This window comes from Streptosporangium sp. NPDC000509, from assembly GCF_042898365.1.
Classification (GTDB): Bacteria; Actinomycetota; Actinomycetes; order Streptosporangiales; family Streptosporangiaceae; genus Streptosporangium.
Window position 1 is genome coordinate 286,653 of record NZ_JBIAYX010000010.1, and the last position, 22,273, is coordinate 308,925.

Sequence of the window (22,273 nt, forward strand, 5' to 3'; positions counted from 1 at the left end):
GACGCTGCCGAATCGCGGTGCGGCCTCCCTTCGGCATCCCGGTATCGCGGGTGGTGATGACGGAGAGTCAATACAGCGGGCCCGGACGTTGTCAAGGGACGGGGGTTCTCGGGGGGCGTCTGCGTCAGGCATCGCCGAGAAGGGCGTCGCCGCCTGCGGAGCTCGGTCCTCGATTCCGGAAGTTGCGGTCCTGATGTGAAAATTTCAGGACGAGACTGCCGATAGATTTCTCCTATATGCCCTGAAGAGATGCCGTGCTCTGGCTGTATCGGACCCGGGGTGAGGGGCATCGGTGCTGGAAGAGCGCGACCGAAAATTTCGCTCAAGTATTGACATGTTTCGGATAGATTTCCAAACTGAGTCTCCAAGCGGCCGACCCTGCCTGATGTGGTGATCGAGTAAGGGTCGCCGGCCATGACGCCATCGTGGTGTGCGTCCCCGTCCGGGGTGCGGCGTCGTTCGCGGGTTCCCGCGTATCCCTCTTTCCGTGATTTCAGTATGGAGTCAGGCATGGGCATGAAGGTTTCACCCCCATCCGCGCGCCGAAGTTTCGGTGCCCTCACCAAGATCATCAGTGCCGGCGTCGTGGGTGTCGTCGGTGCGGCGCTGATGGTGTCGGCTCCCGCGGAGGCGGCGGAGAGCACGCTGGCCGCCGCCGCCAAGCAGAGCGGTCGCTACTTCGGCACGGCGATCGCCGCGGGCAAGCTCGGTGATTCGCAGTACACCACGATCGCGAACCGTGAGTTCGACATGATCACGGCCGAGAACGAGATGAAGATCAACGCCACGGAGCCGAACCAGAACCAGTTCAACTTCAGCAGTGGCGATCGCATCTACAACTGGGCGGTGCAGAACGGCAAGCGGGTGCGCGGGCACACGCTGGCCTGGCACTCCCAGCAGCCGGGCTGGATGGAGGCCATGTCGGGCAGCAGCCTGCGTCAGGCGATGATCAATCACATCAACGGTGTGATGAACCACTACAAGGGCAAGATCTACGCCTGGGACGTGGTGAACGAGGCCTTCGCCGACGGCAACTCCGGCGGCCGACGCGACTCCAACCTGCAGCGCACCGGCAACGACTGGATCGAGGTCGCCTTCCGCACCGCGCGGGCCGCCGACCCGGCCGCCAAGCTCTGCTACAACGACTACAACATCGACAACTGGAGCTGGGCCAAGACCCAGGCCGTCTACAACATGGTCCGTGACTTCAAGGCGCGCGGTGTGCCGATCGACTGTGTGGGCCTGCAGTCGCACTTCAACAGCCAAAGCGCCTACAACAGCAACTACCGCACGACCATCTCCAGCTTCGCGGCGCTGGGTGTGGACGTGCAGATCACCGAGCTGGACATCCAGGGCGGCTCTGCCCAGACCTACGCGGCGGTGGTCAACGACTGCCTGGCGGTGGCGCGCTGCACCGGCATCACCGTGTGGGGTGTGCGCGACAGCGACTCCTGGCTGGGCGCCAACACCAGCCCGCTGCTCTTCGACGGCAACGGTAACAAGAAGGCCGCCTACACCTCGGTGCTGAACGCGCTCAACGCCGCGAACCCCAACCCGAACCCCACCCCGACGGTGACCCCGACGGTCACGCCCCCGCCGGGTGACGGGGGACAGATCCGGGGCGTGGCATCCGGCCGATGTGTGGACGTACCGAACGCCTCGACCACCGACGGCACCCAGCTCCAGTTGTGGGACTGCCACACCAACTCCAACCAGCAATGGACCTACACCTCCGACCAGGAGCTCCGCGTTTACGGCAACAAGTGCCTGGACGCCGCGGGCACCGGTAACGGCTCCAAGGTGCAGATCTACTCCTGCTGGGGCGGCAGCAACCAGAAGTGGCGCATCAACTCGGACAACTCCATCGTGAACGTCCAGTCGGGTCAGTGCCTCGACGCCGCCAACTCCAACAACGGGGCCCTGCTCCAGACCTACTCCTGCTGGGGCGGCAACAACCAGAAGTGGACCCGAAGCGGGTCGTAAGACGGCACCTGCCGGTGCCGATCGGGGCCGGGGCGGCAACGCCTGAGAACGGCGCCCTGCGGCCTCCCGTCGGCACGGCATATCCGCAGGAAGCCGGCTGAAGGAAGAAGGACGAGCCTCCCCTGGTCCGGGATGACCCCCGGACCAGGGGAGGCCGATCTGTTCACGGTCCGCCACCGGATCACATGGTGAAGGTGAGCCCCTCCCCGATCCTCTTCAGCTCGGCGTCGACGGCCTCGGCGTCGGAGAACTCCTTGGCGTACACCGGGCTGAACATGATCTCGGCCCTCTGAGCTTTCCCGGCATGGGATGCCTCACCTGAGTCGATCGCGTGCAGGCCGGGGAAGGGGAGTCCATGCCCGCACCATGGCCGACATGGGGCCGATGAGGCCCTTACCCGGCGTCGGTGTGATGGGAGCGGGCCTCGTGGATGTCGGCCTCGTGGCGTACCGCCCAGTCGGCGAGGGCCGAGAGAGGCTCCAGCAGGGTCCGGCCGAGCGGGGTGAGGCTGTACTCGACGCTGGGAGGCACGGTGGGATACACCTCGCGCCGCACCAGACCGTCGGTTTCCAGGGTGCGCAACGTGCGGGTCAGCATGCGCTGGCTGATGCCTTCGATCGCGCGGTGCAGCTCGTTGTACCGGTGAGGGCGACCGCCGAGCAGGATCAGCAGCAGCATGCTCCACCTGTCGCCCAGACGTCGGAACACGTCCCCGACCGGGCACCCTTCGAACTCGTCGATCGGCACCGGACGAGGCAACGTGTGAGCCAGCACCGAGGGAACACCCGTGTGCGTACCGGACATGAAACTGCCTTCTTCCGTCTCCGACGTGGCGGCCCGACGATTGGACCGGCCGATCACCAGCCTAGGGAGGACACGATGCCGGGCCAACGGGGAAAAACCGTGATCATCAGTGGGGGGACCGATGGCATGGGACGCGCGACCGCCCTGGAACGGCTCGCGAGAGGCGACCGCGTCACCGTGATCGGCAGCAGCGAGGCCAAGGGGCGCGCGCTGCTCGACCACGCCGCGAATCCGAACCTGCGGTTCCTGCGCGCGGACCTGTCCTCGATCGCCGAGGTCGAGCGGGTCGTCGCCGACATCGCCGAGCGCCACGACGCCGTCGACGCGCTCGCCCTGTTCGCCAACCGGATAAGCCCGAAGCGCAGGGAGACCGTGGACGGGCTGGAGTTCACGTTCGCCCTGTACTACCTGAGCCGCTATCTGCTCGGTTCTCGTCTGCGGCCGCTGCTGAACGCCGCACCCGCCCCGGTGGTCGTCAACGTCGCCGGGGTCGGCAACACCGCGGGCCGGATCTTCTGGGAGGACCCCCAGCTGACCCGCGGGTACGGCCAGGTGCGTGCACAGCTCCAGGCCGGGAGGGCGAATGACCTGCTCGGCGTCGCTTTCGCCGATCAGTCCGGGAGCTCCGGGAACGGCGGGGACACAGTCCGCTACGTTCTCTATCACCCCGGCTTCACCCGCAGTGGGGTCGACGGCCATCCGAATCCGCTGGTCCGCAGGACGATCAAGCTGCTCGCGACCTTTTTCGCGCGCCCGGTGGCCGACGCGGTCCGGCCGATCGTCGAGTGGATCGACAACCCGCCGACCGAACCGCTTTCCGCGATCGACCGGGGCAAGGCGGTCGACAGGTCACTGAAGACGCTCGACCCTGACGACGCCGCGCGCCTGGTCGCCTACACCGAGGACCGCCTTCGCCGTCTCCGCGATCTCGGAAGGCCGGAAGCTCCTCAGACCGGACGGTAGACGTCCTCATCCCTTCCGGGGGCGTCACTGTTTCCGCGGTGCTGCCGCGCGTAGTGGCGGACGGCCAAGCCTCCGGTGGCGAGGATGAGGAAGACGAGCGCGATGTCCAAGGGGTTCACCATGCGCGCCCTCTGCCCTGTTCCGGGATGGATAGTCACGATTCATCCGCGCCTCCCGGGACCGGGGCGGTTCGGCTACGACGGAGGCGAGCGTCTCTAGGGTGTGGCGAGCGCCTCCGTCGGGGAGAGCCGGGAGGCGCGGACGGCGGGGTAGAGGCCGGCGAGGGCGCCGATGACCAGGGTCGTCGCGAGACCGCCGATCGTCGCCCAGACGGGGAGCACGAGCGGCCACCCCTGGTAGAGCGCGTATCCGGCGGTGACGCCCATGCCGAGGAGGACGCCGCCCGCCCCGCCCAGAGCCGAGAGCAGCAGTGACTCGGCGAGGAACTGCGTGCGGATCTGCCCGCGCGTCGCACCGAGCGAGCGGCGCAGGCCGATCTCCGGGCGCCGTTCCAGCACCGAGATGACCATGGTGTTCGCCACCCCGACGCCGCCGACGAGCAGCGCGACCGCGCCGACCCCGAGAAGGAGCCCGGTGAACGCCTGGCTGGTGGCCTGCTTGGCGGCGAGGGCGTCGGACGGGCGCGAGACCTCGACCTCGTTGGGCGCCTGCGGGTTCGCCGTACCGGCCAGGACCGAGCGGACGGACTCCAGCCTCGACTCGTCGGAGCGGGTGTAGAGGGTCGTGGGATGCCCGTCGAAGTCGAGCACCCTCTCCGCGGCCGGCCAGCCGACCAGCGCCGCGTCGTCCAGTTCGGTGGCGAGCGGCACCGGGTCGAGGATTCCGATGACGGTGAACCGCACGCCGCCGACGACGACCTGGGTGTCAGGTGCCGCCGCGCCCACCCCGAGCCGTTCCGCCGCCCGCGATCCGAGCACCACGGCCGGATAGCGTTCGGTCGCCCCGTTGAGCCAGGTGCCGCTGCGCACCGTCGCGCCCACCGTGGACAGCAGGTCGAGGCGGGCGGCGTGGGTGGAGATCCCCCCGGTCTGCGCCTCGGAGATCTCCTCGGACCGGTAGACCTTGGCGTCGTCGACGCGCCCGGCCGCGGAGACGGACTCCACGGGGCCGATCCGCTCGATCATCGCCTCGGCGTCCATCGGCATCTTCGCCGTCTCGCCCAGCAGCGTCCGGCCGGAGGAGACGGTGAGCAGGTTCGTGCCCAGTGCCGAGAGCGTACGGTCGAGTTCGGCCCCCGACGAGGAGGAGATGCCGACCACGCCGACCATCGCGGCGATGCCGATGGCCACCCCGAGCGCGGACAGGAACGCCCGCAGGGGGCGGGTGCGCAGGCCGACCGCGCCGACCCGCATCACGTCGCGCGGTCGCATCCTGGCCGGGACCAGCTTCGGAGGTTCCGTCCGATCGGTCACGGCCATCACGCCACACCGAGGCCGGCGACGATTCGGCCGTCGCGCATCCGTACCTGCCGGGGCAGGCTCGCGGCGATCTCCCGGTCATGCGTGATGATCACGATGGTGGTGCCCGAGGCGTTCAGATCGCGCAGCAGTTCCATCACCCCGGCTCCGGAGACGGAGTCCAGTGCGCCGGTCGGCTCGTCGGCGAGGAGCAGCGGAGGATCCCCGGCCACGGCGCGGGCGATCGCGACGCGCTGCCGCTCGCCACCGGACAGCTCGTGCGGCTCGTGGTCGAGGCGGTGGCCGAGCCCGACCCGTTCCAGCGCGGCCGAGGCCCGGCGTCGCCGTTCGGACAGGCCGAGACCGGTGTAGAGGAGGCCGTCGGCCACGTTGTCCAGCGCCGGAACCCTGGCGGCGAGGTGGAAGTGCTGGAAGACGAAGCCGATCCGCGTCGCCCGCAACGCGGAGAGCCCGCTGTCCGGCAGCGTCGAGACGTCGTACCCGTCGATGCGTACGGTTCCCGAGGTGGGACGGTCGAGCGTCCCGACGACGTTGAGCATCGTCGACTTGCCCGAGCCGGAGGGGCCCACGATGGCGACGAGTTCGCCGGGTCCGATCTCCAGGGAGACCGCGGCCAGCGCGGTGACCCCTCCGGGATAGACCCTGGTCACATTCGACAGCGAGATCATTTCGGCATCCCCACGGTCATCCCCTCGTCGAGGCCGTCCCCGGAGATCTCGACCCGGCCGCCGGAGAACAGGCCCGTCTTCACCGTGAGATAGCGGGACCGGACGCCCTCGACGACCTCGACGCCGAACCCGCCCTCCCTCAGCGCCACGAGCGCGGAGATCGGTACGGTCAGCACGTCCTCGCGTCTGGACGCCGTGAAGGTCACGTCCACCGCGGCCTGGTCGAGGCCGGCCGCCGCCTTCTGGCGGTCGAGGGAGACGAGCGCCTCAAGCCTCGTCTGCGGCTCCGCGTTCGGGCCCTCCCCGGGTTCGATGATCGTGGCGACCTCGGTGACCTTGCCCGGCACCTTCCTGCCGTCGGGCATGGTAACCGACACCTTCGCCCCCTTCTTCGCCATCCGCCGGTCCTCCGCCTGCAGTCGGACGGTGACCACCTTGGTGGTGCCGGTGTAGGTGAGCACCTTCTGGCCGGGGGCGACGGGCTGGCCCGCCTCGGCCTGCAGGCTGTCCACACGGACCCTGCCGCCGGCGAAGACGACCTGGCCGAGCTCGACGACGCCGGTCTCCGCCAGACCTCGGTCGTCCTGCCACCGCATGACCGCCGAGGCCGTGGCGCCGGTGTACTCGTCGTCCACGGTGAAGCCGGTGTAGCCCAGCTCGCGGAGGTTGCGCTCCAGGCGCCTGACGTCGGCCCCCTTGGTACCGATCCGCAGGTCGCGATAGGCGGGCGTCGCGCCGTACATCAGTACCACCGGCTTGTTGTCCACCCTGTAGAGCGGCTTGCCGCGGGTGACCAGGTCACCGCTGTCCGGAAGCCAGGTGAGCGTGCCGGGCCGCCGGCTCACCGCGGTGGTGGCCGGGCCGTAGCCGAGTTCGCCGTCGGCGTCCCGCGTGTCGGTGAGCGTCTGCCGCTGCACCGTCGTGGTGGCCGGGGGCAGCACGTTCGCCGTCCTGTCCGTTCCGGTGCCGTCCGACTGGAGCAGGCCGTTCGCGGCCGCGGTGGCCGCTCCGAGGACGGCGACCGCGGCGACCAGTCCGGCGATCTTCCTGCCACGGCCTCGGCCGCGGCGTCGCCGCGAGGGGGGAGAGGACGCGTCCATGTCCGTCTCGTCGTCGAGGGTGTCCGTGCCCATCAGGAGTCCTCCCGACGGGGCGGATGGGGATGAGTGCGTCTTGGCAGGAGGGTGGTCGGGCTCATCGGGAGTCCTCCCGACGGGTCGGATGGACTTGGCCGGAGGGTGGCCGCGCTCATCGGGAGACCTCCTGACGGGCCGGACCAGGGTGGGCGCGTCTCGGCAGGTGAGTGGTCGCGCACATCAGGAGCCTCCCTGACCCGCCTCGGGCAGGAACTTCTTCGAGCACTTCTCCTGCGCGGTCTGGAAATCGGGGTCCTCGCCGACGGCTCCGGTCACGCGCAGCCCGCCGCCCTCGGGGTCCGGGAACTCCTCCACACCGTTCTCGCGCATGCACTTCGCGAACTCGCGCATCGACTCGGCCCTCTGCGGGTCCGCACCCCCGCCCGGTCCGGTGTCGCCCATCGGGGAGAACTCCTTGCAGGCCGCCGTGGCCTTCTCCATCGTCTCCTTGGAGGTGCCCTTGCCGATTCGGACGGCGACACCTTTGCCGGGTTCGGGATCCGGCATGTCGACGCCGTTCTCCCGCATGCACTGCGCGAACTTGATCCCCTTCTCGTGCTGGCTCAGGCTCGGCGCGGCGCTCACGGCGGGCTTGTCGCCGCCGCCGGTCGCGGAGGCCACGTCCGCGTCGTCGCCGGCCGTACCGCACCCTGTCAGGAGCAGGGCGAGCGCCAGGACGCCGAGAACTCTCATGATCTTCTCCTCTTCCTTCGGCCGGCTCTCCACCGGCCGTTCGAGAGGCGATGCAACAGGGGAGCGCGTTTCGGTCGCGTTTCCGTCGGAGCTAACGGCGAGCAAACACCGCGTACGCCACCATCGCCTCGTCCGGACACGACGAGGGAGTACGAGAACGCGATGCGAGTGCTGGTGGTGGAGGACGAGCGCGTGCTGGCCGGTGCGATAGCCGAGTGGCTGCGCGGCGAGACACACGCGGTCGACACCGCGCACGACGGCGCGGCGGCGCTGGAACGCATCGCGGTCAACGACTACGACGTGGTCGTTCTCGACCGTGACCTGCCCGTCGTGCACGGAGACGACGTCTGCAGGGAGCTGGTCGCGTCGGAGTCGACCGCGCGGGTGCTCATGCTCACCGCCGCCGCCGAGATCGGTGACCGGGTGGCCGGACTGTCCCTCGGAGCCGACGACTACCTCGCCAAGCCGTTCGCCTTCGCCGAACTCGCCGCCCGCGTCCTGGCACTGGGACGGCGCTCGCGACCGGCCGTGCCACCGGTGCTGCGGCGGGCCGGGATCACCCTCGACCCCGCGCGCCGGGAGGTGTTCAGGAACGGGCGGTACGTGCCGCTGTCGAAGAAGGAGTTCGCCGTCCTGGCCGAACTGCTGCGCGCGGAAGGGGCGCTCGTCTCCGCCGAACGGCTGCTGGAGAAGGCGTGGGACGAGTACGCCGACCCCTTCACCGGTGTGGTGCGCCTCACCATACTCAAACTCCGGCGCAAGCTCGGGGAGCCGCCGGTCATCGAGACGATGCCGGGGGAAGGGTACCGGATCGCATGATCATCGACAGGTTGCCCGGTCTCACGCTGAGAACCCGCCTCACCCTCGTGTACGGCGCCCTTTTCCTCGCCGCGGGTCTGACCCTGCTCGGCGTCACCTACCTGCTGTTCGACCAGCAGCTGGTCCAGTCCTTCGCCGACAGGTACGGAGGGCTCGGGAGCGAGCGGAAGGTGGTCTTCATCACCTCGAAAGGGCACGTGTTCACCGGGCCGGAGGCGGTTCAGTGGCTGCAGCGGCAGGAGGAGGCGCTGCGCGCCGCCGCGACCACCTCGCTGCTCACCCAGGGGGCGGTCGCGCTGGTCGCGGTCGGTTCCGTCGCCGTGGGCCTCGGATGGGTGGTCGCGGGGCGGGTGCTCGCCCCGCTGCGCCGGGTGACCGAGACGGCGCGGCGGATCGCGGTCACCACGGTCGCCGACCACGGCCTGCACGCGCGGATCGCGCTACGCGGCCCGGAGGACGAGGTCAAGGAGCTCGCCGACGCCTTCGACACCATGGTCGAGCGGCTCGACCACTCCTTCGACGGCCAGCGCAGGTTCGTCGCCAACGCCTCGCACGAACTCCGCACCCCGCTGACGCTCAACCGGGCGCTGGTCGAGCTGGCCATGCACCGCAGGGCGGCGTCGTCCGACGTGAAGCAGCTCGGCGAGAGCCTGCTGGAGATCAACGCCCGGCACGAGCAGCTCATCTCGGGACTGCTGCTGCTCGCCCGCGCCGAACACGAGATCGCCGACCGGTCGCCGGTGGACATGGCCGACGTGGTTTCTCACGTGATCGCGCAGACCGCCCAGCAGGCGGAGCAGGCGAAGGTCACCGTCCACGAGTCGGCGGGGCACGCGCCCACCAGCGGGGACGCGCTCCTGCTCGAACGCCTGGTGCACAACCTGGTCGAGAACGGGATCCGGCACAACACCGGCGACGGTACCGGCTGGGTGCGGGTCGTCAGCCGTACCGCGTCCGAGGGGTACGTCGAAGTGGAGGTCAGCAACACCGGACCCGCAGTACCGCCCTACGACATCCCGGAACTCTTCACACCCTTCCGACGCCTGGGGGCCGATCGCCTGGTCACGTCGAAGAGCGCGGGACTGGGCCTGTCCATCGTCCGCTCCGTGGCCCGTGCCCATGGTGGCGACGTCACGGGCTGCCCGCGCGGCGGCGGTGGCCTGGTCATGACGGCTGTTCTTCCCCGGGCCAGGGAGTGAGGCGCGGGTCGTGTCGCGGCGTCATGTCGGGGAGCGAGGGGTGGGTCGCACCGCGACGTCGCGCTGGAGAGTGAGACGCGGGTGTGTCGCGGCTTCGCGTCGGGGCGTGGGGTGTGGGTCGTGTCGCGGCTTCGCGCTGGAGTGAGTCGTGGGGACCGTTTCGCGCTGGAGAGTGCGCCGTGGGGGGCGTGTCGAGACTCCGAGCCGGTACGGCCACCACGCGATCCTCGGTCCCCATTCCCGACGGATCACGCGGTGGCCGTACCGGCCGGCCTCGTCCGCGCCGCCACCAGGTGCTGTGACGGCGCGATCCGGGGTCGTACGGATTTCGTGAGGTCATGTTCGCGTACCGAAGCGGCCTGCCCCCTGTCCCGCGCGGTTCTCACCGCGGCATGCCGCTTCGGTACGGCCTAGCATCCGACGGGTTCCGCCGTGCTGAGAACGCTGACGGTGCTGTACTGGCCGGGCAGGCAGAGAGAGCCGGTGTACGCGGTCGAGGCGACGGGAATGACGGGAACGCTGAGAGAGGTGACGGAGCACACCGGTGTAAGAGCGATCAGGGGACTGGCCGTGACGCATCCCGTGGGCTTGGTCGGCTTCGCGAGCGGTGTCGCGCCCGCCGGGCCTGTCGGTCCCGTTGGGCCCGCCGGACCTGCCGGCCCTGTCGGACCGGTGGGTCCCGCCGGTCCTGTCGGCCCTGTCGGTCCGTTCGCTCCCGGAGGTCCGTCCGCTCCTGCCGGTCCTGGCGGTCCCGCTGGCCCCACAGGTCCTGCCGGTCCTGCCGGTCCGGGTGGTCCTGCCAGTCCTTTCAGTCCTGCTGGTCCTGCCGGTCCGGGTGGTCCCGCTAGTCCCTTCGGTCCTGCCGGTCCTGCCGGTCCTACCGGCCCTGCTGGTCCGGGTGGTCCTGCCAGTCCCTTCGGTCCTGCTGGTCCTGCTGGTCCGGGTGGTCCCGCAGGTCCGGGCGGCCCTGCTGGTCCCGCAGGGCCCGGAATCCCAGGCAGGCCCGGCAGTCCACGGGGCCTCGGGCGCTCAGGTCCGGCGGCATTGGTGGAACTGGTCGCGGTGGGAGCCGGAGGCTTCCTCCTGACAGGGACGACGATCACTCTGCCGTCGTCGTCGTCATCGTCGTCGTCCAGGTGTCGTGGCCGGTCTCGGTCGTCGTTCCAGCGACACCCCTTCCCTCGACCGCCGGGTCCCGGCCCGCGACCGCCAGGTGGGCAGTCGCAGTTACGCGCACCCTTGGCGGGGCGGCACGGGCGAAGAATGGACTTCTCGCCACGGTGTACGGAATTTTGAAGCCGGGCTTTTCCGCCGGCACCCCCGGTGTCCCCGTTGTCGCTGGGAGGGGCGAAATTGAGAAGATTCGTCTCCCTTGCGGCATTCGCTGGCGTCTGATTCGACGACATCACGAGGATGCCGGCCATCGCTGCGACGGCCAGGGCGCCGACGCGCTTGCCGGAAAGGGCCGGCACCCATTTGCTATTACGAGGAAGCACGTTATTTCCCCATGTCGTTGCTAATTCCGAAATTATTCGGACCTGCCGGGTTATCACGAAAGTGATGACGCACAGGAGATACCCGGGGCTTATGTGGATAACGCGCCGCCATAGTTCTGGAAGGGCAAATAAACAGTGTTGTGAAGGAAAACCTACACCTCATCTATGATTTAGCTACATTTATAATGATTATTCGTTCATAGTATTCAACGGCTGATTTCAGGATGGCCGGTGGAGAGAGGGCGGCTGGGTTCATGCGGGGCGACTCGCCTTCGCCCGGATCCGCTGCGGTCCGCTTGCTCCGGTGCGCGGAATCCCGGTGAGAGCGGGCGAGAACGGTGGTGCGCGGCCGGTTCCTCGCCGTCGTACCGGTCGCCCGGTGGACTTCGGCGGCCTGTCCCCGCCGCGGTGGTACGCAGACTTTCGCGTTCCGTCGCGACGGGGGACGGGAAATGCCCGCCGGGCTTATTTCTCGCGGACGATGATCTCTGGGAATGACGGGTCGTCCTGGAGCTCCCTCATCATCCGCTCCTCTCGGGAGAGGCGCTCGCGTCCTGCCGGCGCCGCGTTCTCGCCCCTGCGCCCGCGATAGCGATCACGATCGCGGTCGCGGCCGTGGGGTCGGTCCTGATAGCGCTGCGGCTTTCCCCGCCACCTGTCGGAGGGCCTCATCTCACGTCCGCGATGCTGTTCGCGGGAGGGGTCGGGGCGGCGGGAGGAGTGGCCGTCGGGATGCGGCTGTGAGATCGAGCCGGGCGTCTGGGCCTGCCCGATGGTGGCGTTGGCCGGTACCTGGTTCGACGTCATGAGGATGCCGGCGACTGCCGCGATGGCGAGAACGCCCACCTGCCTGCCGGAGTTCGGCCCCGGTGTCCGTCCGCTCTTTCGAGGAAGCACGATATTTCCCCATCTCGTTTCTGGTTCCGAAAACATCTGATATCCCTCACTGCTCCATAAGTGGCAGCAGCTAGGAGATACCCCTCGGACCATGAGATAGCGTATTGAAACGGTTGAGGCAGAGCAAATAAATGACACTGTGAATGCCGATGGGAGTTTATCTATTGTTATTTAGTGTTTTGTCATAGTTGTTCGTACGGTAGGGGAAACGGGATAGCTTATAGGAAATAGGAGAAAGGTAGAGCCCTTCCTCCCCTCTCGGCAAGGTCCGGAAGCGGAGGAAGGGCTCGCGGGTCATTACAGGTAGACGCGGCTGTCGGCCTGGAGCGGACGCGACAGGCGCACGGTGATGAACTCGTTGTCGTCGGGCCTGCCCGGCGTACGGCCTGCGGAGAACGGGAAGTTGTTGTCGTTCAGCACGCCGAGGGTCCGGTCGTCGAGGATCACGACGTCCTCGATGGTCTGGAACGGGAAGCGGAAGGTCTCCCCGAACCCGCCCAGCCCGCGCGGGTTGGCCAGGTCGAGCAGGTCGGCGACGAGGGTCTTGCGCAGGTCCGCGTGGCGGGTGTCCACCAGATAGACGCGCTTGGTCCTGGCCTCGTCCCCCTGGAGGTTGTCACGCTCGATGACGAGGAACCGGTGCCGGTCAACAGCGATCATGTCGCCGATCGCGTTGTCGGGGCTCTCCAGCCGGTAGGTCCAGCGCTTGCCGGTGTAGGACCGTTTGCGCAGGTCGAACTCGTTCATCCGCAGCGTACCCGCGGCGTCGCCGCTCACGGTGCCTTCGAGCAGCGGATACAGCGTACGGCCGTCGACCGAGCGCGCCATGCCCTCGAACCCCTTGCTCCGCCCCAGGTTCGGCTGCTCGCCGTTGAGGGAGGGGTTCTCCGGGGCCTTCACACCGGGCAGCGGGATCGGAGCCTCGAGCAACCTGCCCGAGGAGGAGAAGTGCAGCAGGAACGGGCCGAACTCGTCCCCGATCCAGTAGGTGCCGTCGATGGTCCTCACGATCGACTCCACGTCGAAGTCGGCGCCGGTCAGCTTCCGGTCCGCCCTGGTCAGCGGCCAGGTAACGCGTCTGTCGGGGTCGCTCAGGTCGAATCCGCCCAGCACCGTCACCTTCTCGCGACGGAAGTCGGGCCTCACCCGGTGCACCCGCAGCAGGAAGTCCGCGCTGTTGGCCTGGGAGCCGAAACCGTTGTCGGACAGTGCCTCGAAGGTGCCGTCGTGCCGCCGCACGACGCCGCTGAAGCCCTGCACCGGCTGCCCGGCGAACGGCGGGGTCACCCCGTTGACGGGAGTCGTACCGAGCTGGGATCCCGACGGCTCGCTGCCGGGGACGAAGGTCAGGGCGGGCAGGGATGCGAACCCGGTCAGCGTGGCACGTCCGAATCCGGCGCCACCGGCCCCCGGATGATCGGAGCCGGGGTGTCCAGGTCCCGGGCGCCGCGAGTCCGCCCCCTGCGTCCCGGCGCTCTCGGTGGAGGGAAGGCCGGAGTCGGGCCGGCCGGGGTCGGCCATCGCCGGTGCGGACACCGCGAGTGCCAGCACGGCCGCGCCGATGCCGATCGTCATGCGTCGTCTCATGCCGGGCACGCTAGGGAAGCGGCGTGAACGGCCGGTGTTGCGGCGCGGGCCGTACAGCGAAAACACGATGCGACCGTAGGACCGCCCCCACGTCATCAAGGAGCACGGGCGACCGATGTCCGAGGTCCTCCCGCTCGCCCGGGGCCGGGAGGCGAGGGGAGTTCGAGGGTGAACCTTCTCGCCGCGCCCTCAGCGAAATAAAGTTCCAGGCATGAGGACTTTCGCGAACATCATCGAGTTCAAGGCCGCCGTCGGGGAACACCTCGGCCATACCGAGTGGCGCGAGATCACCCAGGAGCAGGTCAACCTCTTCGCCGACGCGACCGGCGACCACCAGTGGATCCACGTGGACGTGGAGCGGGCCAAGCAGGGGCCGTTCGGTGCCACCATCGCCCACGGATACCTGAGCCTGTCACTCCTGCCCTCCCTGATGTCGGAACTGTTCGAGGTGGGCAACCTGGCGATGGGCATCAACTACGGGCTCAACAAGGTCCGCTTCCCCGCGCCGGTCCCGGTCGGCGCGCGGATCCGTGCCGAGGGCGAGCTCGTCGACCTCAAGGGCACCCCCTCCGGCTATCTGGCGAACATACGCATGACTGTGGAGGTGGAGGGCGGGAAGAAGCCCGCCTGCGTCGCGGAGACCCTCGCCCTCTACGTCCCCGCGGAGAACTCCTGAGTCCCCTTCACCCTTTGAGTCCCCTTCGCGTCCCGGCGGAGCTCCTTTTCACGCCCGGGTGGAGGGCTCCTGAGCCGGACTCCTTTCACATCCGGGCGGTGGACTCCTGAGTCACGAGAGCTCCTGAGCCAGGATCGCGGCCTGTACACGACTGCGGAGACCCAGCTTGTTCAGCAACCGGCTGACGTGGGTCTTCGTCGTCGCCTCCGCCATGTCCAGCTCCACGGAGATCTCCGTGTTCGACAGGCCCCGACCGATGCAGGCCAGCACCTCGCGTTCGCGCGGGGTGAGAGCGCCGATCTCGTACGACCTGCGCTCGGGGACCGACGCGCCGAAGGCCGAGATCAGTCGTCGGGTGACCGAGGGCGCGATGAGCCCGTCGCCCCTCGCCACCACCCTCACCGCGTCCACCAGGGCGTCGGCGTCGGTGTTCTTCAACAGGAACCCGGCGGCTCCGGCCCGCAGCGCCCCGAAGACGTACTCGTCGATGTCGAAGGTGGTCAGGATCAGCACGTCGGCGATCCCGCTCAGCTCGCGCGTCGCGGAGATCCCGTCGAGCTTCGGCATCCGGATGTCCATCAGCACCACGTCCGGACGGAGTTCGGAGGCCATCGCGACGGCCTGCTCGCCGTTGGCGGCCTGGCCGACGACCTCGATGTCGCCGTGACCGTCAAGGATGAGGACGATCCCGGCGCGAACCGCCGCGTGATCGTCGGCGACGAGGACTCTGATGGTCACGTGCTCTCCAGGGTGGGCAACTCGGCGCGAACACGCCAGCCGTCATTGTGCGGACCGGCCTCGAAGAGGCCGCCGACGAGGTTCGTACGCTCCCGCATGCCGATGATCCCCGCCCCCGCGCCGGGCAACTCCCGCCCCGCCGCGCCCACCGGGTTGTCCACGGTGAGCGTGACCCGCCCCGGCAGGTAGCCGATCACCACGTCGGCGGCCTTGCCGCCGTGCTTGAGCGCGTTGGTCAGCGACTCCTGGACGATCCGGTAACCGGCCAGATCGACCGAGGCGGGCAGCTCCCTGGCATCGCCCTCCACCCGCATCCGCACGTCAAGCCCCGCCTCCCGGGCCCGTTCCACCAGCTCTCCGGCCTCGGCCACCCGGCGCCGGGTCGCCTCCGGCTCCTCTCCGTCCTGCCGGAGCAGCCCGATCATGGCGCGCATCTCGTTCATGCCCTCGACGCTGTTCTCCCTGATGGACTCCAGCACCTGCCGTACGACCCGTGCGTCCAGGTCCCGGCGGGAGAGGACGGCGGTGGACTGGATGGCGATCGCGCTGAAGTGATTCGCGATCATGTCGTGCAGCTCCCGTGCCATTCTGGCCCGCTCGGCCTGCACCGCCGCCGCCCGGTCCAGCTCCGCGAGCCGCGCCACCTGCTCGGCCCTCGCGCGCTCGGAGGACGCCAGGTCCTGCAGCTGCCTCATGAACATGGCGGTGAGGACGGGGGTCCCCCCGACCAGCCCCACCTGGACGGAGACGATGGCGGCGGCCGACCAGTGCCTGAACACGACCCCCGCGACCACGCCCGCCGCGACGGCGATCACCGAGGTGATGCCGAGCATCCACCGGCCCAGCGCCCGGGGGCCGTACCTCACCCCCGCGTAGAGGTTGTCCGTGACGATCAGGACCGTGCCCAGCGAAGGACCCATCGCGAGGTCGCCGAGGAGGGCCACCACCCCCAGCCCGAGCGCGAGCAGCGGTCTGCTCCGCCGTACCGCGACCCCCGCGCACGCGACCGCCAGCGGCCCGGCGAACAGCGGGGCGGCGGCCCATCGTTGCTGGTAGGCGTTCGCGGCGAGCAGCAGCAGGCCGACGACGAAACACGCCACCGCCCACAGCGCGTCTCGTCTCATGCCTGTCATCTCACCATTTCGACACGGCCCGCAGGAGCGGCGCAGGGAGGATCGTCGGTACATATAAGGGTGTACGCCGGTTCATCAGCGCCGACGATGTCCCAGGCCGACCGGCCCGTGAGCATGGACTCATGATTCTGGCCATCATCATCGGCTGCGAGATCGGCTTCTGGATCCTGCTGGGCCTGGGACTCGCCTCACGTTACCTGTGGGGGATGCGCCGGCTCAGCACCGCGCTGCTGCTGGCGGTCCCGCTGCTCGACGTGATCCTGCTCATCGCCTCCGTCGTCGACATGCGTGGCGGCGCCCAGGCCGACTGGCGCCACGGCCTGGCCGCCGCCTACCTCGCCTACTCGATCGTCTTCGGCCACCGTACGATCACCTGGGCCGACGCGAAGTTCGCCCACCACTTCGCCGGCGGCCCCGAACCGTGGCAGCCACCGTCCGGCGGCATGGCGAGGGCCTGGTACGAGTGGGGCATCTGGTTCCGGATCGTTCTCGCGTACGGCATCGCCTGCGCCCTGCTGTTCGGCCTGACCCTCATCGTCGGCGACCCGTCACGGACTACGGCACTGAACGAATTCATGATCGGTGCGCTCAAGATCCCCCTGATCGCCGCGCTCTGGCCGCTGAGCTACACGCTGTTCCCCAAAAAGGCCGGCGTCACCGGCGATCCCGGCAGCTGACCCGGCACGTACGATCACGGCGTCGCCGGTGCTTTCAGCCGCTTCCCCCGCACGACGGCTGTGGTGCCATCGGCGATTTCAGCAGTCGGCCCCACACGTGGGCTGTGATGCCACCGGCGATTTCAGCCGGAGATCAGCTTCCCCGGTGCCCTCACCGTGATCCTCCAGGCCACCTGACCTCGCTCGTCGCGACACGCCCCCTTCGGACCTCCCACCGGATTCCCCGCCTCCGCTGGGGAATCCGGCGCGGACGGGCGGATCGGAGGACGATGGCCTAACCGGTTCGAGGCATCGCCCAAAACCCGCTATGCTTGCTTACGCAGCGAGCGGCCGTAGCTCAATGGATAGAGCATCTGACTACGGATCAGAAGGTTGGGGTTTCGAGTACCTCCGGCCGCACACATGCAAGAAGGCCCCTGAACAGGCATTACGCCGTCAGGGGCCTTTTTCGTTGTGCTGCTCAGCCGGTCTCTTCGGCGTCTGTGGGAGCCAACCTGGGAGCCAAAGGCGCGGACCTGCCCAGCAAAGCCCCGGAGATCGCCGCCGACGCCGCCCGCTTGTCCCCCTCCATCAGATGCCCGTAGACATCCTTGGTGATCGCGATGCTCGCGTGCCCGAGGACGTCGGAGACGACGTGCAGCGGCGTGCCCTGGGCGAGCATGAGCGAGGCCCCGGAGTGCCGCAGCTCGTGCGGATGCCAGTGACCGAGGCCGGCCTTCTGCGCCAGCTTCGAGAACAGGTGAGAGAAGGTGTCGGGGTCGGACGGATTGCCGAGCATCGAAGGGAAGATCAGCCCGTGCTCGGTCCACTCCTCTCCTGCCTGGAGACGTTCCGCGTTGTGCGCGGCCCGATGCCGCTTGAGCGCGTCGACCAACTCGGGCGTCAGGCAGAGCGTACGGCGTGACTTTCTGGTCTTGAGTTCGGTGATCACGAGCTTGGTCTTGCGTTCTGCGCCGGGGGTGCGGTTCTTGATCCGTTTCACCGCGTGTGCCACACGCAGGGTCCTGGCCTCCGGGTCGAAGCCGCTCCACATCAGACCGAGAGCCTCACCGCGGCGAAGGCCGAAGACGAGCGCCAGGAGGACGAGCGCCCCCATTCGATGCCCCGCAACCTCGTCGAGAAGCTTGTGCGACTGGTCGATCGTGAGCGTACGGCCCTCGTCGGTGTTGAGCCGGGGAGGCTTCGACAGCGCCGCGACGTTCCGCGCCACCAGGCCCTCACGCTCAGCCTGTCCGAGTGCCTTGCGCAGGACGGCCCGCATGATCCGAACGCTGTTGGGCTTGTACTTCGCCCGCTTGGCCTGCCACAGGGCATCGACGTGGGCGACGGTTAGCGCGGTGAGCTTGTGCCGCCCGAGCCCCGGCTTGAGGTGGAGCCGCACCGTGTCCTCGTAGTCGTCCAAGGTCGAATCGGCGATATGACCGGGGAGCGTCGACAGCCAGCGGTCGAGGAAAGCACCGACAGTGATCTTGTCGTCGGGGACCGGCAGACCCTTGGCGATGCCCTCACGGATCTTTCGAATCTTCTCGACGACCTCGGGTCGCGTCTTGCCGGAGACCTTCTTGCGGAGGCGCTCCCCGTTCGGTCCGTATCCGATGGAGATCGCTCCGCGCCACCGGTCGCCGTCCTTGTAGATCGAGTCCTCGTTGTGGCCACGCTTCTTGGTGCTCATGCTGCTTGCTCCTCTTCCAGATGCGCGACGAACTCGGCGAGCGCGGTCGGGGGAATCCTGCGAAGGGTGCCGACACGGACCGAGCGGATAGCGCCCGACCGCATCAGCGCGTAGACCGTGGTCCGGCCGATACTGAGAAGCTCCGCCGCCCTCTCCGGGCGAAGAAGCAGGTGATCGAGGTCATCCGTCATGCCGCCTCCTTCGTTGCCGAAAGGTCGGGTGCGAGTTGGCCGGTGGCTTTCACCTGGAGAGCGAGCAGGCTTGCTCTCCAGCGCTGGCGTTCGGCGACCATGCGCAGCAGCCGCAAGGCCAGGGAGGGGATGTTGCCGTCGCCGGCCGGGACGGGTTTCCAGACGTAGCGGTGCGGGTCGGTGGGCTCGTCGGCCAGACCGAGGGCTTCCATGACCCAGGTGCGCCGGTCGCGCCTGTGCTCGGACAGGGTCTTGTTCGACCACTTACGCGAGACCAGGACGCGACGGCCCGCGTAGCCCAGGTGTTCGGGCTTGTGCGCCTTGCTTCGGCATCGGCCCGGTGCCATGCCCACCTTGGGACTCTTGGGCTGTACTCCGTAGCGCAGCCAGTTCGGGCAGGCCGGGGAGCAGGGTTCGTAGCGGAGTGCTTCCACCATGCGGGCCGCGTGGTCGCGTTGGGCCGGGTTGTCGGCGTCGAGGGTGTCGCCGAGGCTCTTGGTCAGGTACTTGCTCAGGTAGCGGATGCACTGGTCGGCATCCGGGGTGCCGCCGAGGACGCCCTGAACGTCGACCTGGTCACCGAAGCGGACCACGTGCAGCGGTTCGGCGTCCTCGTCGGCGTCGAGCCGGTCGAGCGCTTCACGCCAGGTAGGCAGCACTTCCCCGGTGACCGGATCGAAGTAGTCGCCGTCCTGGCCATCCGGGTAGGGCGTGCCGTCTTCCCGCGTGGGACGCTCGACCCACACCGGCAGGTGGTCGCCCTCGAAGCGCACCTCGTCGACCGATGGCCACCACACCTGGTGGTAGGTGGCCGCTGCGATCGCCTTGACCTCGGCGCGCGGCATGGTGCCGCGGATGGCCATGTGCAGGTGCGGCGCGAGTCGCTTCTGCGGTTCGACGGAGGAGAAGTACTGCAGGTCATAGCCCGCGACGCGGCGCAGGTTCTGTACGAAGCGGTCGACGAGCTTGGAGAAGTGCAGCGCGTCCCGGACCGCCTGCCGGTAGTCATAGCTGCCAGAGTCGACAGGCACGCCGTTGCGCACCTTGCCGTAGGAGGGAAGCGTGAGCGTAACGAACAGCGACGGCCGGTAGACCATCCCGTCGGAGCTGGTGAACGTCCGCCCCAGGGTAGTGTTCTGCCGGACCTTCCTGGGCAGGTCGGGAGCGTCCTGGCGTCGCCGGGTCGAGCGGTTGCGCTTGGCGGTGGTACGGCCGAGCAGAGTGCCGCGCATCCCGGCCGCGGTGATCTCGGCATCCAGTCCGCTGAGGATCGCGTCCAGGTCGGTGGTGTCGTCGCCGACCTTTTCCGCGGCATCGCGCTGGGCCTGCATGTCGGCGCGGAACTCCACCAGCCAGAGCTGTTCCTCGTTGGGCTCATCCGGGGCGATCGAGGGTTCGGCCTCCAGGTGCCAGCCTTCCCGGCACTGGGCCATCCGCAGGTAGCGGTTGCGCCGGGCGCACGACGAGCACTTGGCGTCCATGGTGGCCCCGCAGGGCACGTTGACGTCCTCGGTGAGCCCGGTGCGCGTGTCCAGCCGACGCAGGACCACCGGCCGGACGCACACCCCGTTGTGCTCGGCGATCTCCACCGCCACGTCCAGCGCGAGCGGCATCCTCTGACGTTCGGCGCGTGACAGGCTGCGGTCGTTGGGGTTACTCACGCGTCCGCCTCCTGGTCGTGGTCGAGGAGTGCACCCTGTCCGCACTCGCGGCACTCGACCAGGCCGCGGATCAGGTCTAGCCACAGCGTGTTGACCGCGTGGCAGGCCGAGCAGCGCAGGCCGTCGAGGATGTAGGCCAGTTCAGTCACGCTCGTTCCTCTCCTGGATCTCGGACAGGTCGGCCACCAGCCGGAACGTGGTCTGGTACGGGTCGGTGGTGACGCGGACGTTGAACAGCTCGAAGGCCAGGACGGGCTGAGCGTGGCGCGGTCCCAGGACGGCGAGGATGGGTCGCTCGCACAGGCGGGTGATCTCCTCGTCGGTGCCGTAGAAGCTGACCCTCATGCGGTCACCTCCATGGCCATCGCGCGGATGTCGCTGTCGGAGACGTAGGCGGCGCGGACCCGGATCGGGTCGGGTGAGGTCTCCAGCCGGACGTAGCCGATGCCGGCGCCCTGCTCGGAGATCGGGGAGATGTGATCGGCCAGTGCCCCGCGGTCGCGTGCGCCGTCGCCGAGGACCATGTCGACCTGCTCGGACTCATCCAGGCGGAGCGCGATCTTGTCGGGGAACAGGTTGCGAATGTTCATGACCTCCTTGCGCGGGTCCTGGAGGGCAGCGAGGACACCGAAGCCGACCGCGCGACCCTGCGTGGTGAGCGTCGCCAGGGCTGCGGAGATGCGGAGCTTGAGGCCCTTGTCGGATTGGTAGGCGGTCAGGAACGCCACCTCGTCGACCACCACCAGGACGAACGGGTCATCGACGGAGGGCGTGTGGGAGCGCTGGAGTCCGGCGTAACGGTCGGCCCGCTCCTGCATGATCTTCACCGCTGCTTCCAGCAGATCGGCGCAGTCAGCCGGGCTTGCGGCGTAACGGTCGCCGAACAGGTCACGCCCGTAGGACAACTCCATCCGTTTGGGATCCAGCGCCCACACCTGCGCCAGGCCCGCACGCGTAGCGGGCAGCAGGCCGCGAATCGCCGACCAGATGACCGAGCCCTTGCCCGCCCCGGTGGCGCCGGCGACCAGGACGTGAGTGCCGTGGACTTTCAGGAGCCAGGGAGTGCCGTCCTCGCACTTGCCGACCTCCACCGGACCCACCGACACCTCATCCGAGACCGGTACGGCCAGGAGCGGTGTGGCGAGGGGGTCGCGGCGGGGGAAGACGAGCAGCAGCCGGCCCGAGCGCGCGATGGAGACCCGGCAGGAGCGAGCGCCGAACCCGTGGGCGAGGTGCTCGGTGCGGTCGGCCCAGTCCTTGACCGCCTGTCCGGTAAGCATTCGCACCGTGACCACGTCGGCCCACGAGGTGCAGGTGACGCGGACGACGCGAGGCAGGTAGTCCCGGCCGCGTAAGTGTCGTCCGAGCCCGGAGATGATCATCACCGGTTGCCAGTGCCGCCGGTAGATCCACACCAGCCGCCACCAGGCCAGCAGAGGCCAGCCCAGCAGGCGAAGGAACGAGGGACGAGCGAGGAAGAACCAGGCGGTGAGGCTGAGAGGGGTCACGGCGACGAGGCCGAGGCCCCAACGCCAGCCGCAGACGTAGGTGACCACGCCGGGGGTGAGTACGACGGCCGAGGCGATGGGGTGGCGCCACAGCAGCCGCAGGGCACCGGCCAGCAGTCGCCACACAAAGATCACAATGGTGACGATCGCCGGGGTGCGCAGGACGGCCGGGCGGAAGACGACGGCGGTATCGGGGGTGGTGGAGACGAGGTTCTGCGCCTCGTCGCCGGGCAGTTTCTTGAACATTAGGCTGGGGGCCTTCCTTGAATTCGCGTGAGAGGGAGAACCGAGGGGCCGCCGGAAGTTGGCGCTTCTGGCGGCCCTGCTTACGTG

At 68.7% G+C, this 22,273-nt stretch carries 23 protein-coding genes and 1 tRNA gene; 8 read left to right on the forward strand and 16 right to left on the reverse strand.

The genetic code is table 11. The features are described 5' to 3' along the window. The first annotated feature begins 510 nt into the window (after window positions 1-510). Window positions 511-1,983: an endo-1,4-beta-xylanase gene (locus ACFY3D_RS20465; protein WP_389981341.1), complete on the forward strand. Its 1,473-nt coding sequence runs from the start codon at window positions 511-513 to the stop codon at window positions 1,981-1,983. A 393-nt stretch (window positions 1,984-2,376) separates the two neighbouring features. On the opposite strand, the gene ACFY3D_RS20470 is transcribed toward ACFY3D_RS20465, so the two are convergent. After that, window positions 2,377-2,787 carry a winged helix-turn-helix transcriptional regulator gene (locus tag ACFY3D_RS20470; RefSeq protein WP_389981343.1) on the reverse strand — a complete coding sequence of 137 codons (411 nt, stop codon included), beginning with the start codon at window positions 2,785-2,787 and terminating at the stop codon, window positions 2,377-2,379. A gap of 75 nt (window positions 2,788-2,862) precedes the next feature. Between ACFY3D_RS20470 and ACFY3D_RS20475 the strand changes: the two genes are divergently transcribed. After that, window positions 2,863-3,750: an SDR family NAD(P)-dependent oxidoreductase gene (locus ACFY3D_RS20475; protein ID WP_389981345.1), complete on the forward strand. Its 888-nt coding sequence runs from the start codon at window positions 2,863-2,865 to the stop codon at window positions 3,748-3,750. Here the strand turns inward: ACFY3D_RS20475 and ACFY3D_RS20480 are convergent. The 5 genes from ACFY3D_RS20480 to ACFY3D_RS20500 form a co-directional block, all read right to left on the reverse strand. Then, window positions 3,735-3,872: a hypothetical protein gene (locus ACFY3D_RS20480; protein ID WP_362903287.1), complete on the reverse strand. Its 138-nt coding sequence runs from the start codon at window positions 3,870-3,872 to the stop codon at window positions 3,735-3,737. The two genes, ACFY3D_RS20475 and ACFY3D_RS20480, sit on opposite strands and share 16 nt — an antisense overlap. A gap of 93 nt (window positions 3,873-3,965) precedes the next feature. Further along, on the reverse strand, window positions 3,966-5,141 hold the full coding sequence (locus ACFY3D_RS20485) for an ABC transporter permease (protein WP_362926343.1): 1,176 nt from the start codon (window positions 5,139-5,141) through the stop codon (window positions 3,966-3,968). A gap of 47 nt (window positions 5,142-5,188) precedes the next feature. Then, window positions 5,189-5,857, reverse strand: a complete 669-nt coding sequence (locus tag ACFY3D_RS20490; protein WP_362903288.1) for an ABC transporter ATP-binding protein — start codon at window positions 5,855-5,857, stop codon at window positions 5,189-5,191. Continuing rightward, the gene (locus ACFY3D_RS20495; protein WP_389981348.1) at window positions 5,854-6,990 is read right to left on the reverse strand and encodes an efflux RND transporter periplasmic adaptor subunit; all 1,137 of its coding nucleotides are present in this window, start codon (window positions 6,988-6,990) and stop codon (window positions 5,854-5,856) included. Before ACFY3D_RS20495 ends, ACFY3D_RS20490 begins: the two co-directional genes overlap by 4 nt. Before the next feature lie 183 nt (window positions 6,991-7,173). Then, complete coding sequence (locus ACFY3D_RS20500) at window positions 7,174-7,686, reverse strand: hypothetical protein (protein WP_389981350.1); 513 nt, start codon at window positions 7,684-7,686, stop codon at window positions 7,174-7,176. A 162-nt stretch (window positions 7,687-7,848) separates the two neighbouring features. Here ACFY3D_RS20500 and ACFY3D_RS20505 point away from each other — a divergent pair, with 162 nt between their 5' ends. The 3 genes from ACFY3D_RS20505 to ACFY3D_RS20515 all read left to right on the forward strand — a co-directional run bounded on the left by ACFY3D_RS20505 (window position 7,849) and on the right by ACFY3D_RS20515 (window position 10,791). After that, a complete protein-coding gene (locus ACFY3D_RS20505; protein ID WP_362903294.1) occupies window positions 7,849-8,505 on the forward strand; it encodes a response regulator transcription factor in 657 nt (218 codons plus the stop codon). Then, window positions 8,502-9,704 carry a sensor histidine kinase gene (locus tag ACFY3D_RS20510; protein WP_389981352.1) on the forward strand — a complete coding sequence of 401 codons (1,203 nt, stop codon included), beginning with the start codon at window positions 8,502-8,504 and terminating at the stop codon, window positions 9,702-9,704. Before ACFY3D_RS20505 ends, ACFY3D_RS20510 begins: the two co-directional genes overlap by 4 nt. 607 nt (window positions 9,705-10,311) lie before the next feature. After that, window positions 10,312-10,791 (forward strand): hypothetical protein, encoded by a 480-nt coding sequence (locus tag ACFY3D_RS20515; RefSeq protein ID WP_389981354.1) that lies wholly within the window; start codon window positions 10,312-10,314, stop codon window positions 10,789-10,791. A gap of 874 nt (window positions 10,792-11,665) precedes the next feature. Here the strand turns inward: ACFY3D_RS20515 and ACFY3D_RS20520 are convergent. Together ACFY3D_RS20520 and ACFY3D_RS20525 are read right to left on the reverse strand one after the other, a co-directional pair. Further along, entirely contained in the window at window positions 11,666-12,097 is a 432-nt protein-coding gene (locus ACFY3D_RS20520; protein ID WP_389981356.1) for a hypothetical protein, read from the reverse strand. Between the two features lie 297 nt (window positions 12,098-12,394). After that, window positions 12,395-13,684: an esterase-like activity of phytase family protein gene (locus ACFY3D_RS20525; RefSeq protein WP_389981358.1), complete on the reverse strand. Its 1,290-nt coding sequence runs from the start codon at window positions 13,682-13,684 to the stop codon at window positions 12,395-12,397. 211 nt (window positions 13,685-13,895) lie between these two features. Here ACFY3D_RS20525 and ACFY3D_RS20530 point away from each other — a divergent pair, with 211 nt between their 5' ends. Further along, the gene (locus ACFY3D_RS20530) at window positions 13,896-14,360 is read left to right on the forward strand and encodes a MaoC family dehydratase (protein WP_389981360.1); all 465 of its coding nucleotides are present in this window, start codon (window positions 13,896-13,898) and stop codon (window positions 14,358-14,360) included. Between the two features lie 111 nt (window positions 14,361-14,471). On the opposite strand, the gene ACFY3D_RS20535 is transcribed toward ACFY3D_RS20530, so the two are convergent. Further along, window positions 14,472-15,098 carry a response regulator gene (locus ACFY3D_RS20535; protein ID WP_389981362.1) on the reverse strand — a complete coding sequence of 209 codons (627 nt, stop codon included), beginning with the start codon at window positions 15,096-15,098 and terminating at the stop codon, window positions 14,472-14,474. Further along, window positions 15,095-16,222, reverse strand: a complete 1,128-nt coding sequence (locus ACFY3D_RS20540) for a sensor histidine kinase (RefSeq protein WP_389981364.1) — start codon at window positions 16,220-16,222, stop codon at window positions 15,095-15,097. Before ACFY3D_RS20540 ends, ACFY3D_RS20535 begins: the two co-directional genes overlap by 4 nt. Window positions 16,223-16,353: 131 nt before the next feature. On the opposite strand from ACFY3D_RS20540, the gene ACFY3D_RS20545 reads away from it, so the two are divergent. Both ACFY3D_RS20545 and ACFY3D_RS20550 read left to right on the forward strand, forming a co-directional pair. Next, the gene (locus ACFY3D_RS20545; RefSeq protein ID WP_389981366.1) at window positions 16,354-16,908 is read left to right on the forward strand and encodes a hypothetical protein; all 555 of its coding nucleotides are present in this window, start codon (window positions 16,354-16,356) and stop codon (window positions 16,906-16,908) included. 326 nt (window positions 16,909-17,234) lie between these two features. Continuing rightward, window positions 17,235-17,307, forward strand: a tRNA-Arg gene (locus tag ACFY3D_RS20550). Between the two features lie 61 nt (window positions 17,308-17,368). Here ACFY3D_RS20550 and ACFY3D_RS20555 read toward each other — a convergent pair. The 6 genes from ACFY3D_RS20555 to ACFY3D_RS20580 are packed head-to-tail and all read right to left on the reverse strand — an operon-like array spanning window position 17,369 to window position 22,186. Then, window positions 17,369-18,580 (reverse strand): tyrosine-type recombinase/integrase, encoded by a 1,212-nt coding sequence (locus ACFY3D_RS20555; RefSeq protein ID WP_389981368.1) that lies wholly within the window; start codon window positions 18,578-18,580, stop codon window positions 17,369-17,371. Next, window positions 18,577-18,771, reverse strand: coding sequence for a helix-turn-helix domain-containing protein (locus tag ACFY3D_RS20560; protein WP_389981370.1), 195 nt, complete (start codon window positions 18,769-18,771; stop codon window positions 18,577-18,579). The genes ACFY3D_RS20555 and ACFY3D_RS20560 overlap by 4 nt, the downstream gene beginning before the upstream one ends. Beyond that, window positions 18,768-20,432, reverse strand: coding sequence for a replication initiator (locus tag ACFY3D_RS20565; RefSeq protein WP_389981372.1), 1,665 nt, complete (start codon window positions 20,430-20,432; stop codon window positions 18,768-18,770). The genes ACFY3D_RS20560 and ACFY3D_RS20565 overlap by 4 nt, the downstream gene beginning before the upstream one ends. Next, a complete protein-coding gene (locus ACFY3D_RS20570) occupies window positions 20,429-20,581 on the reverse strand; it encodes a hypothetical protein (RefSeq protein ID WP_389981374.1) in 153 nt (50 codons plus the stop codon). Before ACFY3D_RS20570 ends, ACFY3D_RS20565 begins: the two co-directional genes overlap by 4 nt. Next, window positions 20,574-20,777 (reverse strand): hypothetical protein, encoded by a 204-nt coding sequence (locus tag ACFY3D_RS20575; RefSeq protein ID WP_389981376.1) that lies wholly within the window; start codon window positions 20,775-20,777, stop codon window positions 20,574-20,576. The genes ACFY3D_RS20570 and ACFY3D_RS20575 overlap by 8 nt, the downstream gene beginning before the upstream one ends. Next, window positions 20,774-22,186, reverse strand: coding sequence for an FtsK/SpoIIIE domain-containing protein (locus tag ACFY3D_RS20580; protein WP_389981378.1), 1,413 nt, complete (start codon window positions 22,184-22,186; stop codon window positions 20,774-20,776). The genes ACFY3D_RS20575 and ACFY3D_RS20580 overlap by 4 nt, the downstream gene beginning before the upstream one ends. Window positions 22,187-22,273 lie beyond the last annotated feature (87 nt).

Bases quoted from the DNA above. Each gene is read 5' to 3' on its own strand.
- ACFY3D_RS20540 (WP_389981364.1), bottom strand. From the start codon at position 16,222: ATGAGACGAGACGCGCTGTGGGCGGTGGCGTGTTTCGTCGTCGGCCTG.
- ACFY3D_RS20475 (WP_389981345.1), top strand. From the start codon at position 2,863: ATGCCGGGCCAACGGGGAAAAACCGTGATCATCAGTGGGGGGACCGAT.
- ACFY3D_RS20480 (WP_362903287.1), bottom strand. From the start codon at position 3,872: ATGGTGAACCCCTTGGACATCGCGCTCGTCTTCCTCATCCTCGCCACC.
- ACFY3D_RS20580 (WP_389981378.1), bottom strand. From the start codon at position 22,186: ATGTTCAAGAAACTGCCCGGCGACGAGGCGCAGAACCTCGTCTCCACC.
- ACFY3D_RS20560 (WP_389981370.1), bottom strand. From the start codon at position 18,771: ATGACGGATGACCTCGATCACCTGCTTCTTCGCCCGGAGAGGGCGGCG.
- ACFY3D_RS20530 (WP_389981360.1), top strand. From the start codon at position 13,896: ATGAGGACTTTCGCGAACATCATCGAGTTCAAGGCCGCCGTCGGGGAA.
- ACFY3D_RS20505 (WP_362903294.1), top strand. From the start codon at position 7,849: ATGCGAGTGCTGGTGGTGGAGGACGAGCGCGTGCTGGCCGGTGCGATA.
- ACFY3D_RS20525 (WP_389981358.1), bottom strand. From the start codon at position 13,684: ATGAGACGACGCATGACGATCGGCATCGGCGCGGCCGTGCTGGCACTC.
- ACFY3D_RS20465 (WP_389981341.1), top strand. From the start codon at position 511: ATGGGCATGAAGGTTTCACCCCCATCCGCGCGCCGAAGTTTCGGTGCC.
- ACFY3D_RS20555 (WP_389981368.1), bottom strand. From the start codon at position 18,580: ATGAGCACCAAGAAGCGTGGCCACAACGAGGACTCGATCTACAAGGAC.
- ACFY3D_RS20485 (WP_362926343.1), bottom strand. From the start codon at position 5,141: ATGCGACCGCGCGACGTGATGCGGGTCGGCGCGGTCGGCCTGCGCACC.
- ACFY3D_RS20500 (WP_389981350.1), bottom strand. From the start codon at position 7,686: ATGAGAGTTCTCGGCGTCCTGGCGCTCGCCCTGCTCCTGACAGGGTGC.
- ACFY3D_RS20495 (WP_389981348.1), bottom strand. From the start codon at position 6,990: ATGGGCACGGACACCCTCGACGACGAGACGGACATGGACGCGTCCTCT.
- ACFY3D_RS20545 (WP_389981366.1), top strand. From the start codon at position 16,354: ATGATTCTGGCCATCATCATCGGCTGCGAGATCGGCTTCTGGATCCTG.
- ACFY3D_RS20575 (WP_389981376.1), bottom strand. From the start codon at position 20,777: ATGAGGGTCAGCTTCTACGGCACCGACGAGGAGATCACCCGCCTGTGC.
- ACFY3D_RS20470 (WP_389981343.1), bottom strand. From the start codon at position 2,787: ATGTCCGGTACGCACACGGGTGTTCCCTCGGTGCTGGCTCACACGTTG.
- ACFY3D_RS20490 (WP_362903288.1), bottom strand. From the start codon at position 5,857: ATGATCTCGCTGTCGAATGTGACCAGGGTCTATCCCGGAGGGGTCACC.
- ACFY3D_RS20510 (WP_389981352.1), top strand. From the start codon at position 8,502: ATGATCATCGACAGGTTGCCCGGTCTCACGCTGAGAACCCGCCTCACC.